This window comes from Stenotrophomonas africana, assembly GCF_013004645.1.
GTDB classification, from domain to species: Bacteria; Pseudomonadota; Gammaproteobacteria; order Xanthomonadales; family Xanthomonadaceae; genus Stenotrophomonas; species Stenotrophomonas africana.
In genome coordinates this window covers 302,203-316,380 of sequence record NZ_JABEME010000003.1, presented here as the reverse complement: position 1 = coordinate 316,380, position 14,178 = coordinate 302,203, and the positions used below count along the sequence as shown (strand labels likewise).

Genomic DNA, 14,178 nt, shown 5'->3' with positions numbered 1-14,178 from the left:
CCGGAAGGTGCGGCGGGCCGGTGCCCGCCGCATTGAAACGATCAGTGCGCGATCTGGCCGAAGCGGCCGCTGTTGAAGTCGTTGACCGCCTGCGCGATCTCGGCCTGGCTGTTCATCACGAACGGGCCATAGCCCACCACCGGCTCGTCGATCGGCTCACCGCTGAGCAGCAGCAGGGTGGCGTCACTGTCGGCGTCGACGAACACGTCCTCGCCGCTGCGATCGAAGGTGACCAGCTGTGCCTCGCCGACCGGCTGGCCACCGTTGATCCGCACCGTGCCCTTCAGCACCACCAGCGCCAGCGTGCGGCCATCGGCCACCGCCAGTTCGGCGTGGTGCCCCTGCTGCAGGCGGATGTCCCAGACATCCATCGGCGTATGGGTGCGGGCCGGACCGGTGTGGCCGTCGAAACGGCCGGCGATGACACGCACGCGCCCAGCGCCATCGGGCAGATCCACCGAGGGAATCGCTGCGTCGAGCAGGGTCTGGTAGCCCGGTGCCCCCATCTTGTCGCGTGCCGGCAGGTTGACCCACAGCTGGACCATGTCCAGCGTGCCGCCGCGCTTGCTGAATTCCGGCGTGTGGAATTCCTCGTGGAGGATGCCGGAGGCAGCGGTCATCCACTGCACGTCACCCGGGCCGATGGTGCCGCCGGCCCCGGTCGAATCGCGGTGGGCCACCTCGCCCTCATAGACGATGGTGACGGTCTCGAAACCGCGATGCGGATGCTGGCCCACGCCACGCGGGGTATCGCTGGGGGCGAAGGTGTAGGGGCCGGCATAGTCCAGCAGCAGGAACGGACTCAGATGCTGGCCGTGGGTGTTGTAGGAAAACATCGAGCGGGCGGGGAATCCGTCGCCCACCCAGTGCGGGCGGGGGGCGCTGTAGGTACCGGTGACACGCTTCATGGCGATCTCCTGGCCGGGGCTGCCGGCCGCTGTTCTTCGTTGCGAAGACGATATCGCCGCGACAATGGGGCCGGTAGGCGCCAATATTTGCCGTCATAGTCCTATCTGGTGAACAATGGTCGCAGGCCATGGGCTGCAGGAGATCGCCCCGTGTTCATCGCAGATATCCGCCGTTGTGACCTCAACGACCTGTTCTACTTCGCCATGGTGGTCGAGCATGGCGGCTTCTCGCAGGCCGGTCGTGCGCTGGCCATGCCGAAGTCGAAACTGAGCCGGCGTATCGCGCTGCTGGAGGAACGGTTGGGCGTGCGCCTGATCCAGCGTTCGACCCGGCGCTTCTCGGTCACCGAGGTCGGCCAGGACTACTACCGCCATTGCAAGGCCATGCTGGTCGAGGCCGAAGCGGCCGAAGAAGCCATTGCAATGTCACGCGCCGAGCCGCGCGGCACGATCCGCCTGGCGTGCCCGATCGCGATCCTGCATGCACGCATCGGCACGATGCTGGCCGATTTCCTCGCCCTGCACCCGCAGGTGACGGTGCAGCTGGATGCCACCAACCGGCGCGTCGACGTGGTGGGTGAGGGTGTGGACGTGGCGATCCGCGTGCGACCGCCGCCGCTGGAGGACAGTGACCTGGTGGTACGCGTGCTGGCGCGCCGGGTCTGGTGCACCAGTGCCAGTCCGGCGCTGCTGCAGCGGCTGGGCGCGCCGCAGGTGCCGGCCGATCTGGCGATGATGCCGACCGTCGATCTGGCATCGCCCAGCCAGCAGCATGTCTGGGAATACACCGGGCCGGACGATGTGCTGGCCAGCGTGCACCATCGCCCGCGGCTGGTCAGCGATGACATGATCGCGCTGCGCACCGCTGCGGTGGCCGGGGTGGGCCTGCTGATGCTGCCGCAGATGATGATCAGCGGCGAACTGGCCAGCGGTGCGCTGGTGCCGGTACTGCCGGAGTGGGTGCCAAAGCATGGCATCGTGCACGCGGTGTTCCCGTCGCGACGTGGCTTGCTGCCCGCGGTGCGTGCGCTGATCGATTACCTCGCCGAGCGCTTCGAGGCGCTGGAGGAACCCTAGGTCTTCCATCCACACCATGCGTGGATGCTGTCGGGCTTCTGCTTGCCGCCTGCGGCCGCGCAGCCCACAATCCACGTCCGGACCGTCGCCATCACGCCCATCATTCCCCGGTCCGGCCTTGGCACCTATGTCTCCCAATGCCCTGGCGCTGGTCGAGCTGCTGATCCGCGAGCGCCGTGCGTTGTCTCGCTTCATCGCGCGCTATCTCGACCCGGCCAGTACCGAGGACACCCTGCAGAACCTGTACCTGAAGGCCAGCAGCGTGCCCGGCGACCCGCCCATCCTCGAGCCGCGCGGCTATCTGTACCGGATGGCCTACCACCACGCGCTCAACCGCAGCCAGTCCGACGCCCGCGAGCGGCGTGCGATGGCCGAGTACGCCCTCGACATGGCCGAGGCCAGCCGCGATGGCGAGGCGCAGGCGCTGGACCAAGCGCAGCTGCGCGAGATCACCCAGACCATCCTCGCGCTGCCGGCCCAGGTGCGTGAGTGCTTCGTGCTCAACCGCTACCTGGGCCTGAGCGAGCGCGAGATCGCCGCCCGGCTGGGTATTTCCAAGAGCCTGGTCGGCAAGCATGTGCTGCGCGCGGCGCTGTTGATCCAGCAGCATCAGCAGGGAGTGCATTGATGAGCTGCGATTGCCGTGGGCAGATCGCGCCCGCCGTTGTCACAACAGGAAGGCGCACCCGTTCGGGGTGCGGCAGGCCACAACCATGAACACGTCCGAACCCTCGCCGCGTCAGGCCAGGCAGGCGTTGCGCTGGGTGATCCGGTGCAGTGCAGGCCCGCTGCCGGAACGCCAACAACGAACCCTGCAGCGCTGGCTGCAGGCCGATCCCCGCCATGCGCTGGCATGGCGCCAGCAGCAGGCCTTCTGGCAGGGGCTGGATGCCGTTGGGCCGGAGGTGCTGGCCGCACTGCCCGGGCTGACGGCTGATCGCCAAGGGCTGCGTCCGATCGCACCGCGCCGCCGCCTGCCGTGGCTGTTGGCCAGTGCCGCCTCCGTGGTACTGGTGGTCGCGGCCGCACCGCAGGCGTTGCTGCTGGCACGCAGTGACCTGCACAGCAGCGATGCACCGCGCGTGGTGCAGCTGGAGGACGGCAGCACCGCCGTACTCGATGCGGGCACCGCATTGGCGGTTGAGTTCGATGGCCAGCGGCGGCGCCTGCACCTGCTGCGCGGCCAGGCCTGGTTCCAGGTGGTGCATGAACAGCGACCGTTCCAGGTCGAGGCCGGCGGTGGCCAGATCCGTGACATCGGCACCGCCTTCAGCGTGTCGATGCAGGACACCACGGTCGTGACTCAGGTCAGCGAGGGCGTGGTCGATGTGCGCCCCGGCGATGGCAGCGTGCAGCGCCTGCATGCCGGGCAGGCACGGGTGTTCCGTGACGGTCGCTGGCTGCGGCCGGTGCAACTGGAAGATCTCGAGACGATGGCGCCGTGGCGGCGTGGCGAGGTAGTGATCGACGATCAGCCGGCCGCGCAGGCCATCGCTGATCTCGCGCGCTACCGTCGTGCACCGGTCTGGGTACTGGGCGGGCAGGGCGCGGACGTACGGGTCAGTGGTCTGTTCCATCTGCAGCAACCGGAGGCCGCCATCGATGCGGTGGCCGCGCAGGCAGGGCTGCGTGTGCAGCGCTTGCCCGGCGGCGCGCTGGTGGTGTGGTGAGGCTCGCGCAATGCCCGGATGAACCGGTCGCATGAAAAAAACATGAAAAAACCGTGGGCAATCGCCACATCGCGCTGTCTATAGAGGTATAGCCAGAGCGAAACACCGTTTCTCCTCAAGCCAGACATGCCACCGGCACCGGATGTGCCCGTGGTCCCGCCACGCTTGAGGAGTTCCTGTCCATGCCGTCCACGGCATCCGCCTGTCATCGTCGCGTCACCGTTCTGGCCCTGGCCATCTCCACTGCATTGCTGCCGCTGGCCTGGGCGCCGGGCGTGCAGGCGCAACCGGCGGTCGTCGCGCCGTTGCGCCAGTACACGATTCCGGAACAGCCCCTGGCCGACGCTGTGCGTGCCTTTGGCCGCCAGGCCGATGTGCAGGTGGTGTTCCGCAGTGACCTGGTGGAGGGCCGCCGCTCCAGTGCGGTGAAAGGCGAGTACAGCCAGATGCAGGCGCTGCAGCAGCTGTTGCGCGGGAGTGGCGTGCGCGCACAGCGCGGCATGGACGGCACCTGGAGCCTGCGGGCCGCAGCGGAGGCGGGTGAAGGGGAAGGGGTGCGGCTGACCGAAACACTGGACGTGGCCGGTCGACTGCAGTCGGAAGGGGGCGAGGCGCGTGATCGGCGCGGCTACGATGATGTGTTCGCGCTGGACCTGACCACGGCGTATTCGGGGCGCGACCGGGTGGAGCGCTACCGCGGCTCCAACCCGGCCGACGTGGTCAAGGATCTGGTCGGTGTGTTCAGTGGCGATGCGCGCAACAGCGGCGCGCTGGACATCAACATCCGTGGCATCCAGGGGCCGGGGCGGGTGCCGGTCAGCATCGACGGTGGTGAGCAGGCGCTCACGGTCTGGCGCGGTTACAACGGCGTCAGCAACCGCAATTACATCGATCCCAACCTGATAGGTGGCATCCAGGTCATCAAGGGGCCAGGGCTGGTGCGCGATGTGCACAGCGGGATCGGTGGCGCGCTGGTGATCAAGACCATCGACGTCGATGACATCGTGGAAGCGGGTGAGCGCTTCGGCGGGGAGCTGAAGATCGAAGGCAGCAGCAATGCGGTGGCGCCGCGCCTGCCGCGGCTGCACACCGGCGAGGATTACCGTACCGTGCCGGGGTTCCCGCAGGGCTCGCCGAACTCACCCTACGACGACCGCACCCTGGTGGTGCCGGTGAAATCGCGTAGTGGCAACAACCCCTTCGATGGCGAGGACCAGGCCTGGCGCCTGGCGCTGGGCGTGCGTGGCAACAACGTCGACCTGATGGCCGCCTATGCCTGGCGCAAGCGCGGCAACTACTTCTCCGGGTCCAACGGTAGCGCCTACTACGACCAGGACCGGCGCGAGCAGTTCGAGTACCAGGGCATCGACTACATCACCACACTGGCGCGCTACTTCAAGCCAGGCGATGAAGTGCCCAATACTTCCAGCGAACAGGAATCCTGGCTGGTCAAGGGCAGCTGGCAGATCAACGATGACCAGCAGTTGAAGGTGACCTGGCGGCGCACGCTGTCGCACTACGGCGAGATCATGCCGTCGCGCATCCTGTCCGCGCCGGACTATGGGCGCATCCAGTGGCCGCTCAGCCGGGTTGCGTCCGATGCCTGGAACCTGGAGTACCGCTTCCAGCCGGCCGGCAGCCGTTGGCTGGACCTCTACGCCAACCTGTGGCGCACGGAGACGGACAGCGATACCTACACCGCAGGTGGCTTTCCGAACTTCGCCCCCGGCAATCCGGTATGGAACCCGGACGCCAGCCCGATCCTGCGCAACACCGCGTTGGCCAATGCGCGCAACGACCGCACCGGCCTGACCCTGAGCAACCGCTTCGCGTTGCATTCCACCCTCGACCTGACCGTGGGTGGCAACTGGCAATACGAAAAGCTCGGCTCGCGTGACCCGTACTTCGGCATCACCGATGGCTGGCGCATGTTCCCGCGTGCCGGGCGTCGCCAGGAGGGTGAAGGCTACCTCAGCCTGGAGTGGCGGCCGGTCGACTTCCTCACCCTCAATGCAGGGGTGCGCTACAGCCGCTACTGGGCCTTCGACGATTTCCTGCAGGCGCATCCGGAGCTGCTGACCAAGGGCGTGGGCAGCAAGGAGGCGACCTACCGGACGAATGAACTGCCCGAGCGGCCGGCCAGCCTGCAGGCGGAGATCGACGCACTGGAGGCCGAACGCGAGTTCTGGGACAGCATCGGCATGGGTTCGGTGGTTGACGATGCACTGCATGGCCTGCTGGCGTACTACGAGACGCCGCAGGCGGTGGAACATCGGCTTCCGTGGTTGCCCGATGCCAACGGCAACTATGCCCGTGCGACCAACCCCTGTCTCAACGGCCGGGTGGCGGCCATACCCGGTGTGCTGCCGGTCTACCCCGGCAGCGACCTGGTCTGCAACATCGGCAACACCATGCAGTCGCGGCCGGTGGACGGGCGCAATGGCCGCCGCCGCGATTACGCGTGGTTGCCCACTTTCTCGGCCACGGTGAACCTGTCCAAGGCCGCGCGCGTCTACCTGCGCTACAGCGAAGCAGTGCGCTTCCCCAGCATGTTCGAAAGCACCATCGCTTTCTCCAGCAGCCTCAACCCGCTGTACACGCTCAAGCCCGAGCATGCCTACAACTACGAGCTGGGCTACGTGCACAACCTGTCGGGCCTGTTCGGCAACACCGCCGATGCCGACGTCAAGCTGGCCTACTACGTGCACATGACCCGCAACGTGATCGAGCGCGACGCCTCCTTCCTGTTCGACAATATCGACAAGCAAACCATCCGCGGCATCGAGCTGCAGGCACGCTTCGACAACCGGCGCTTCTTCACTGATCTGGGCATCAGCCGCATCCTCGAAAACGAGGTGTGCGACGAAAGCACGGCCGTGCTGCTGGATGCCAACCGTGGCCTGGTGCCGAACTGCGTGCAGGACGGTTTCGTCAGTGGCTACCTGCTGACCCAGGCGATTCCGAAGTTGTCGGTGAACCTGTCGCTCGGTACGCGCCTGTTCGATGAGCGGTTGGAACTGGGCAGCCGCATCGTGCACTACCAGCGCCACGAAAACCCCGATCTACAGGCCTACCGCGACCGGTTGCTGGCCGGTGGCAGCAGCATGCTGTGGCAGAACGTGCCGTTCACCTGGGGCAACATCACCACCGTCGATGCATACGCGCGCTGGCGCTTCAACGAGCACGCCAGCGTCGAGCTGGTGGGCAGCAACCTCGGCAACCGCTACTACGTCGATCCGGCCACGCGCTCCACGCTGCCGGCGCCAGGCCGCACCCTCAAGCTCGGCATCACCGCGCGCTTCTGACCTTCCGCTTTCAAGCGTTGTACCCGTAGTTCCCACAACCCAAGGAGTAATACCATGAAGATGATCTCCCGTTCGGTGCTCGCCGTTGCTGCCACCTTTGCCCTGGCCGGCGCCGCGCATGCCGCTGACATCGTTGGTGCGGCCAGCCCGGTGACCAATGCCGAGTTGTACGTCGCCGTCGGCGAATCGCAGGTCAACGGTGGCCCGCACCAGGCAGGCAAGGCCGGTATCGGCGTCGGCACCGTCTCCAACGCCAAGCCCGTCGATTTCCAGGGCCTGAGCCTGTACTCGGGCACCACCACCGTCAATGGCACCGCGGTGCGCACGCTCGCCATGCCGATCACCGGCGCACCAGGCAGCCATGCCGGCATGGGCCACTTCAACTTCGTCAAGGTCGGCAGCGGCGATGTGTGGTTCGGTGAGTGGTCCAAGGATGGCGCCGCGGGTGGCTTCAACAACCGCCAGGTCTACTTCGTCGGTGACCGTGCCGGTACCACGCTGCCGGCCGGTGTGGCCACCTACAGCGTCGCGGGCCTGAACAAGTTCAACGGCAGCAACCTGCTGTCGGGCACCTTCCGTGCGGACTTCGGCAGCGGCAAGCTGCTCGGCGGCCTGACCGGTGGTGGCCTGGCGATCAACGTCAACGCCAACATCAACAGCGCCAACGCCTCGTTCGCGGGTACCGCCACCGCCAACGGCAGCGTTGCCGGCTCCACCCAGGGCCAGTTCTTCGGCGCCAACGCCGCCACCCTGGCCGGTATCGCCACGTTCACCGGCAACAGCCAGTACGACACCGCCTTCGGCGGCAGCAAGAACTGATCGCCACGCCCCTGACGGGGCAGGGCAGGGACAAGCCGCGATCCGCCAGTCCCTGCTTCGGCCCGCTGCATGCACCACCACGGATCGACCATGCGCCATTCCATCTTCCTTGTCGTACTGCTGTTGGCTGCCACCGAGGTGCGCGCCCAGCAGGACGATCTTCGACGCGCGCTTGAACAGGGCACTGAGCTGCGCCACCAGCAGCAGGACCAGCAGCGCCTGCAGCAGGCCGAGTCGGTTCGGCCGACCATCACCATCGACGGCCAGACGCTGCGCGTGGAGCGCACCGTCGATGATCTCGGCCAGGCTCTCTACCTGTCTCTGCAGCATCAGCAATGGCAGGCCGCCGCTGCGTTTCTCGACGAGTACATCGAACTGCCTGGGCATGATCCCCTGCTGCGCCACCATGCGCAGGGAGCGCTGGCACGGGTGGCCGGCAACCATCGTCGCGCGGCGAAGGAGTACGAAGCCCTGCTGGCTGCGCAGCCGGATTTTCTGCCAGCCCGCCTCGAGCTGGCGCGTGTCTATGCGGAAGACCAGCGCGATCGCGATGCGGTCGCGCTGTTCACGGCCATCGCTGCAGGCATCAATGCCGATGATCCGGCCACGGCCGGCGTCCGCGCGCGCGTGGACGGCTACCTGGGTGCCCTGCAGGCGCGCCAGCGCTGGAAAGGCGCGCTGTCCGCCGGCCCGGCATGGAGTGACAACATCAACCGCAGCTCGGCCAGCCGCACCTGCCTGTTCGGCGTGGGCGACGCCTGCATCATCGAACGGAAGCTGCCCGACGCCCAGCGCGCGGCGGGTCTTGACTACGACGCCAGCCTGGAACGGCGCTGGGTGCTCAGCGGGCATCATGGGCTGTACGTGCGCGGTCTCGCCTTTGGTCAGACCTGGCGCGGGCACAGTGCGTACAACGAGCTCAATGCCAACGTACAGGCGGGTTACAGCTGGCGCAGCGCGCGGCAGACCGTGCTGCTCGCCCCCAGCCATGACTACCAGGGCCTGGGCAACCGGGCGCTGCAGGGCGGCAGTGGCGTGCACGCGGAATGGCAGTACGCCTTGGACGCGCGCAGCCTGCTCAAGCTGGAGGCCGACTGGAAGCGCCAGCGCTATCGCCAGCAGGGCCTGGCCAGCAACTACGACGGCGAGCTGGCATCGGCGTATGCCACCTGGTTCCGCGCGCTCAACCCGCGCTGGACGGTCTTCGCCGGGCTGGATGTCACCGGCAGCAGCGCCGCCGACCCGGCCAACGGTTACCGCCAGCATGGCCTGCGCCTTGGGGCGGCGTGCCAGTGGACGGGCACCACCGCCACCGTGTTCGTGTCGCTGCGCCATCGCGACTACGACGCCTGGAGTCCGTTGCTGGAGGCGCGCAGGCAGGACGACGAACAGAACCTGATCGCCATCGTCCGCAGCGAGCGCCTGGCCGTGGCCGGGCTGGTACCCAGCCTGAGCCTGCGCTACGCGCGCATCGACAGCAACGTCGGCTGGCTGTACAGCCACGACCGCAGCCTGCTCAGCCTCAAGTGGGAGCGCGCGTTCTGACCTGATGGCCAGCTGATTTGGCTGGGCTGCCGGGGTACGGCCGCCCACCCAAGGCCTTCATCGATCGTCACGCGTTCTTGCAGGCCGGATCGCGCATTCTGACCGCGTTGCGACCGCAGGCAGGTCGCGTGCATCGAGGAGCGTAGGGCGTGCTGGAAGTGGGCAACAAGACGGAGGGCTTGAAGGGGCTGCGCGTACTGGTGGCAGAGGATGAATTCGCCATCGCGATGTTCCTGGTCGATTACCTCGAGCTGAAGGGCGCGCAGGTAGTGGGCCCTGCTGGCGACCTGCAGGCGCTGGGGCGGTTGGTCGATACCCATCCCATCGATGTGGCGTTGCTGGACATCAATCTGGGCGGCGAGCAGGTCTATCCGTTGGCCGACCGCCTGGCCGAGGCCGGCACCCCGTTCCTGCTGACCTCCGGCTACGACGACAACCTGCCAAGCCGCTTCGCCAGCGCGCCGCGCTGTACCAAGCCGTATCACATTGAAGCCCTGGTGCAGCAGCTGGCCGGGCTGGTGGCGACGCCGCAGGTCTCTGCGGGCATCGCCTGATCGCGCGGCATGTCGCGCCGTCCTGAAGGCATCCGCGCCACCGAGCTGCGTGGCGGCATGCCACCTGCAGCGCACCCGCACGGGCGCCACGATGGCATGGCTGCGCGCATCGCCCGCCATGACTGGTCATCCACGCCGCTGGGAGCGTACGAGCGGTGGCCGCCACACCTGCGCGCCACCGTCGACCTGATGCTGGCCCATGGTTTCCCGATGATCGTGCTGTGGGGCGAGCAGCTGGTGCAGCTCTACAACGATGGCTATGCCGAGATCCTGGCCGACAAGCATCCCGGCGGACTCGGCCAGCCGACCCGTGAATGCTGGCCCGAGGTGTGGCATATCAACGGGCCGATCTACCAGCGCGTCTGGCAGGGCGAAACCATCACCTACGAGGACAAACTCTATCCCCTGGCGCGACGCGGGCGGTTGGAGGATGTCTGGTTCACCATTGCCTACAGCCCGATCCGTGGCGAGGAAGGGCGCATCAACGGCGTGCTCGTGACCATGTTCGAGACCACAGCGGCGCATGTGGCCCAATCGGCACGCGAGCGCGAAGAGCAGAAGCGGCGGGAGGCGGACCGGCGCCTGGCATTGGCCTTCAAGGTGCTGCCGGTGGGCGTCTGCATTGTCGACACCGAAGGGCGCCTGCAGCTGTCCAACGACCAGATGCGTGCCTACCTGCCCAGCGGCAAGGTGCCCTCCACGGATGAGGTGAACCTGCATCGCTGGCGTGGCTGGCATGCGGACGGCAGCGCCATCGGGCCGGAGGATTTCGCCATCGCCCGTGCGATGCGCGGCGAGACCGTGGTGCCGGGGCTGGAGTTCCAGTATCTGCATGACGATGGGCGCGCGCGCTGGACCCGGGTCGCGGCCGCGCCCCTGCGCGATGGCGACGGTGAGGTCAGCGGCGTATTTGCCATCGCCGTGGACATCGACGATCTCAAGCGTGCCACCGAGCGCCAGTCTGTATTGCTGGCCGAACTGCAGCACCGGGTGCGCAACATCATGTCCACCATCCATGCCATTGCCTGGCGGACCCGCGAGTCGGTCAGCAGCGTGGATGAATACGCTGAACGGTTGTGCGGGCGACTGATGTCGCTGGCGCGCACGCAGAGCCTTCTGACCCGCGGCGCCAATGCCGGGGTCTGCCTGCGTGGCATGCTCGATGAGGAGATCTCGGCGCAGACGCCGGCAGCGGCGGCCTACCGCCTGCAGGGCGAGGATGTGCTGCTGCCGCCGAAGGCGGCCGAAGTACTGTCCCTGGCGATCCACGAGCTGGCGAGCAATGCCCTGCGGCATGGTGCGCTGACCCATGAGGATGGCCGGATCGACGTGTCCTGGCACCTGCAGGTGCAGGACGGACAGCCATGGCTGGGCCTGCACTGGTGTGAACGCCATGCCGCCGTGGAAGACTGGGAGCTGCCGCGCCAGCGCGGCCTGGGCCGTGCGCTGATCGAGCAGCGCGTGCCCTATGAACTGGCCGGCAGTGGTGAACTGCACTTCGACCCGCAGGGGCTGGATGCCTGGATCCGCTTCCCACTGCGCGAGCGTGACAGCCTGCTGCAGACCGATGCGCCACAGACCGGCTCCGGTGCGTGAAATGGCATTTATATCCAATTTGGCCAAATTGGGTATAGTGGCCATTATCCACTTCTGCCTGGAGCCGTGCCATGACCCTGCCACTGGATCTGCCTGGACTTGAGAAGGCGCCGGCCTCGTCTGTGAAGACCAAGGGCTGGCCGAGCCTGATGCGTACGGTGCGTGAGAAGCAGGCGCTGGTCATCACCAACCACAACCACCCCGAAGCGGTGATCGTGGATATCCGCACCTACCAGGAGCTGTTGGCCAAGGCCGCCGGCAGCGATGCCGGTGAGCGCAGTGAAGAACTGCTGCGCCTGCGCAGCGAATTCGACCAGACTCTGGCCGGCCTGCAGCGCGGTGAGGGGCTGGGCAAAGTGCTGGGCCAGCCGATTCGGCGCGGCCGCAAGGTCACCCTCGGCCGTCCGCTCTGACCGATGGGGCGGATCCTGGTGCTGGCCGGCGTCAACGGCGCCGGCAAGAGTTCGCTGCTGGGAACCTGGCTGGAAGCCGAGGGCCTGGGCTGGTTCAACCCCGATTCGTTCACCCGCCGCCTGGTGGAGGCTGGTTGGCCGCTGCCCGATGCGAATGCCGAGGCCTGGCAGGAAGGCACTCGCCGTCTGCGCCAGGCAATGGCCGATGGCACGGATTTCGCCTTCGAGACCACGCTGGGCGGCAATACCATCCCGCGCCTGCTGCGCGAGGCCTGCGAACACCATCACGTTGCGATCTGGTTCTGCGGCCTGGCCACGGTGGAGCTGCATATTGCCCGCGTTGCAGCGCGGGTGGCCGCCGGCGGCCATGACATTCCAGTGGAGAAGATCCACGCCCGCTTCGATTCGGCGCGGGAGAACCTGCTGGACCTGCTGCCACACCTGGCCGAGCTGCATGTCTACGACAACAGCGCTCCCGCCGACGCCGACGGCTGCGTCGAGCCGCTGCCGGTGCTGGCGATGGCGCATGGCCAGCTGCAGTACCCGGTCTCGGTGGCCGAGCTGCTGCATACGCCGGACTGGGCCAAACCCATCGTAATGCGTGCGATGGCGTTGGACACCCCGCGTGATTGAGGGCGCAGGGGTGTAGAGCCGAGCCCATGCTCGGCTGATCCCCGAAAGGCAGCCGAGCGCGGGCTCGGCTCTACAGCGCTGGTTGCACCCGGCCTCAGGCCGGCTTCACCTGCTCGGGCTCCGCAACGTCCGGCAGCGGCGGCAAGATCGGGTCCACCGTCACGGGTACATCGCTCTTCAGCAGCGCGGCAGCTTCCCTGTCGCTGCCGACCGCCGGCGGTGAACCGCGCAGCGGCAGGCCCGCGGTCTCCTTCACGAACAGCATGGTCACCAGGCCGATCACCGCCGCGCCCATCAGGTAGTAGGCCGGCACCAGCGGATCGCCGGTACGTTCCACCAGCCATGCGGTCACCAGCGGCGTGGTGCCACCGAACAGCGACACCGACACATTGAAGGCGATCGACAGCGCGCTGTAGCGCACCGGGGTATAGAACAGGGCTGGCAGTGTGGACGGCATCGAACTGGTGAAGCACACCAGTGCCAGGCCCAGCAGCATCAGGCCCAGGAAGATCATCCAGTCGTTGCCGCTGCCGACCAGCAGCAGGCAAGGCACCGCCAGCACCAGCAGCGCGATGCAGGCACCGATGATCATCGGGCGGCGCCCCAGTTTGTCACTGAACAACCCGCCGACGATGTTCAGCGGCATCATCACCAGCATCACGATGATGATCAGCAGCAGGCCCTTGCTCTCGGCGTAGCCCATGGTGACGCTGAGGTAGCTGGGCATGTAGGTCAGCAGCATGTAATCGGTGACGTTGAACACCAGCACCAGGCCCATGCACACCAGCAGCTGGCGGCCGTGTACCTGGAACAGTGCACCCAGCCCGGGGCGATCATGCTCGCGCTTCTCGGCTTCCTCGGCAAAGGCGCGGAACGCCGGCGTCTCTTCCAGTTTCATGCGCATGTACAGGCCGAGCAGGCCGAGTGGGCCGGCCACCAGGAACGGAATGCGCCAGCCCCAGTCCAGCATCTGCGCGTTGCTCAACAGCATGTGCAGTGCGGTGACCGTGCCCGCGCCGGCGATGTAGCCGCCCAGCGTGCCGAACTCCAGCCAGCTGCCCATCAGGCCGCGGTTGCGGTCGGTGGAATACTCGGCGATGAAGGTTGCCGCGCCGCCGTACTCGCCACCGGTGGAGAAGCCCTGCACCACGCGCGCCAGCAGCAACAGCACCGGTGCCCAGATGCCGATGCGCTCGTAGGAGGGAATCAGGCCGATCGAGAACGTACCCAGTGCCATCAGGATCATGGTGAACGCCAGCACTTTCTGGCGCCCATAGCGGTCGCCGAGAGGGCCGAACACAAGGCCGCCGAGCGGCCGCACCAGGAACGCCACGGTGAAGGTGGCGAAGGCCGCGATTACCTGTGCCGTAGGGTTGCTGGACGGGAAGAACACCTGGCCGATGGTGACGGCGAGATAGCCGTATACACCGAAGTCGAACCACTCCATGGCATTGCCGAGTGCGGCGGCGCCTACGGCGCGCTTCAGCATGGGCTTGTCGACGACGGTGATCTCATCGACCTTCAGGTGGCGGCGGCGTTTGAACCAGCCGAAATGGGCATGTGCCTCGGGCGTGTCCTGCATGGGGGCTCCCTTGTAGGTATGGAATAGGGGAATGGGCGGTGTGGTGTGTCCCGGAAATCGGAAACGGCGATGCGGG

General features: G+C 67.0%; 12 protein-coding genes. 10 read left to right on the top strand and 2 right to left on the bottom strand.

What is annotated here, in order from left to right:
• Positions 1-41 precede the first annotated feature (41 nt).
• The gene (locus tag HLA98_RS07920; RefSeq protein WP_057501559.1) at positions 42-908 is read right to left on the bottom strand and encodes a pirin family protein; all 867 of its coding nucleotides are present in this window, start codon (positions 906-908) and stop codon (positions 42-44) included.
• 150 nt (positions 909-1,058) lie between these two features.
• Here HLA98_RS07920 and HLA98_RS07915 point away from each other — a divergent pair, with 150 nt between their 5' ends.
• From HLA98_RS07915 to HLA98_RS07870, 10 genes are all read left to right on the top strand, one after another.
• The gene (locus tag HLA98_RS07915) at positions 1,059-1,985 is read left to right on the top strand and encodes a LysR family transcriptional regulator (protein ID WP_057501560.1); all 927 of its coding nucleotides are present in this window, start codon (positions 1,059-1,061) and stop codon (positions 1,983-1,985) included.
• A gap of 127 nt (positions 1,986-2,112) precedes the next feature.
• Complete coding sequence (locus tag HLA98_RS07910) at positions 2,113-2,613, top strand: RNA polymerase sigma factor (RefSeq protein ID WP_049450892.1); 501 nt, start codon at positions 2,113-2,115, stop codon at positions 2,611-2,613.
• A gap of 85 nt (positions 2,614-2,698) precedes the next feature.
• Positions 2,699-3,655, top strand: coding sequence for a FecR family protein (locus tag HLA98_RS07905; protein ID WP_057501561.1), 957 nt, complete (start codon positions 2,699-2,701; stop codon positions 3,653-3,655).
• Positions 3,656-3,837: 182 nt separating this feature from the next.
• Complete coding sequence (locus HLA98_RS07900; protein ID WP_057501562.1) at positions 3,838-6,960, top strand: TonB-dependent receptor; 3,123 nt, start codon at positions 3,838-3,840, stop codon at positions 6,958-6,960.
• Between the two features lie 54 nt (positions 6,961-7,014).
• Entirely contained in the window at positions 7,015-7,779 is a 765-nt protein-coding gene (locus tag HLA98_RS07895; protein WP_057501563.1) for a Slam-dependent surface lipoprotein, read from the top strand.
• Between the two features lie 90 nt (positions 7,780-7,869).
• Complete coding sequence (locus HLA98_RS07890; RefSeq protein ID WP_057501564.1) at positions 7,870-9,324, top strand: porin family protein; 1,455 nt, start codon at positions 7,870-7,872, stop codon at positions 9,322-9,324.
• 149 nt (positions 9,325-9,473) lie between these two features.
• On the top strand, positions 9,474-9,878 hold the full coding sequence (locus HLA98_RS07885) for a response regulator (RefSeq protein ID WP_057501565.1): 405 nt from the start codon (positions 9,474-9,476) through the stop codon (positions 9,876-9,878).
• 9 nt (positions 9,879-9,887) lie between these two features.
• On the top strand, positions 9,888-11,474 hold the full coding sequence (locus HLA98_RS07880) for a sensor histidine kinase (protein ID WP_057501566.1): 1,587 nt from the start codon (positions 9,888-9,890) through the stop codon (positions 11,472-11,474).
• A 71-nt stretch (positions 11,475-11,545) separates the two neighbouring features.
• Positions 11,546-11,887 (top strand): type II toxin-antitoxin system prevent-host-death family antitoxin, encoded by a 342-nt coding sequence (locus HLA98_RS07875; protein ID WP_057501567.1) that lies wholly within the window; start codon positions 11,546-11,548, stop codon positions 11,885-11,887.
• 3 nt (positions 11,888-11,890) lie between these two features.
• Positions 11,891-12,520, top strand: a complete 630-nt coding sequence (locus tag HLA98_RS07870) for an ATPase (RefSeq protein WP_057501568.1) — start codon at positions 11,891-11,893, stop codon at positions 12,518-12,520.
• A gap of 94 nt (positions 12,521-12,614) precedes the next feature.
• On the opposite strand, the gene proP is transcribed toward HLA98_RS07870, so the two are convergent.
• On the bottom strand, positions 12,615-14,102 hold the full coding sequence (gene proP / locus HLA98_RS07865; protein WP_057501569.1) for a glycine betaine/L-proline transporter ProP: 1,488 nt from the start codon (positions 14,100-14,102) through the stop codon (positions 12,615-12,617).
• Positions 14,103-14,178: the final 76 nt, after the last annotated feature.

Bases quoted from the DNA above. Each gene is read 5' to 3' on its own strand.
- HLA98_RS07920 (WP_057501559.1), bottom strand. From the start codon at position 908: ATGAAGCGTGTCACCGGTACCTACAGCGCCCCCCGCCCGCACTGGGTG.
- HLA98_RS07910 (WP_049450892.1), top strand. From the start codon at position 2,113: ATGTCTCCCAATGCCCTGGCGCTGGTCGAGCTGCTGATCCGCGAGCGC.
- HLA98_RS07905 (WP_057501561.1), top strand. From the start codon at position 2,699: ATGAACACGTCCGAACCCTCGCCGCGTCAGGCCAGGCAGGCGTTGCGC.
- HLA98_RS07900 (WP_057501562.1), top strand. From the start codon at position 3,838: ATGCCGTCCACGGCATCCGCCTGTCATCGTCGCGTCACCGTTCTGGCC.
- HLA98_RS07895 (WP_057501563.1), top strand. From the start codon at position 7,015: ATGAAGATGATCTCCCGTTCGGTGCTCGCCGTTGCTGCCACCTTTGCC.
- HLA98_RS07890 (WP_057501564.1), top strand. From the start codon at position 7,870: ATGCGCCATTCCATCTTCCTTGTCGTACTGCTGTTGGCTGCCACCGAG.
- HLA98_RS07880 (WP_057501566.1), top strand. From the start codon at position 9,888: ATGTCGCGCCGTCCTGAAGGCATCCGCGCCACCGAGCTGCGTGGCGGC.
- HLA98_RS07875 (WP_057501567.1), top strand. From the start codon at position 11,546: ATGACCCTGCCACTGGATCTGCCTGGACTTGAGAAGGCGCCGGCCTCG.
- HLA98_RS07870 (WP_057501568.1), top strand. From the start codon at position 11,891: ATGGGGCGGATCCTGGTGCTGGCCGGCGTCAACGGCGCCGGCAAGAGT.
- proP (WP_057501569.1), bottom strand. From the start codon at position 14,102: ATGCAGGACACGCCCGAGGCACATGCCCATTTCGGCTGGTTCAAACGC.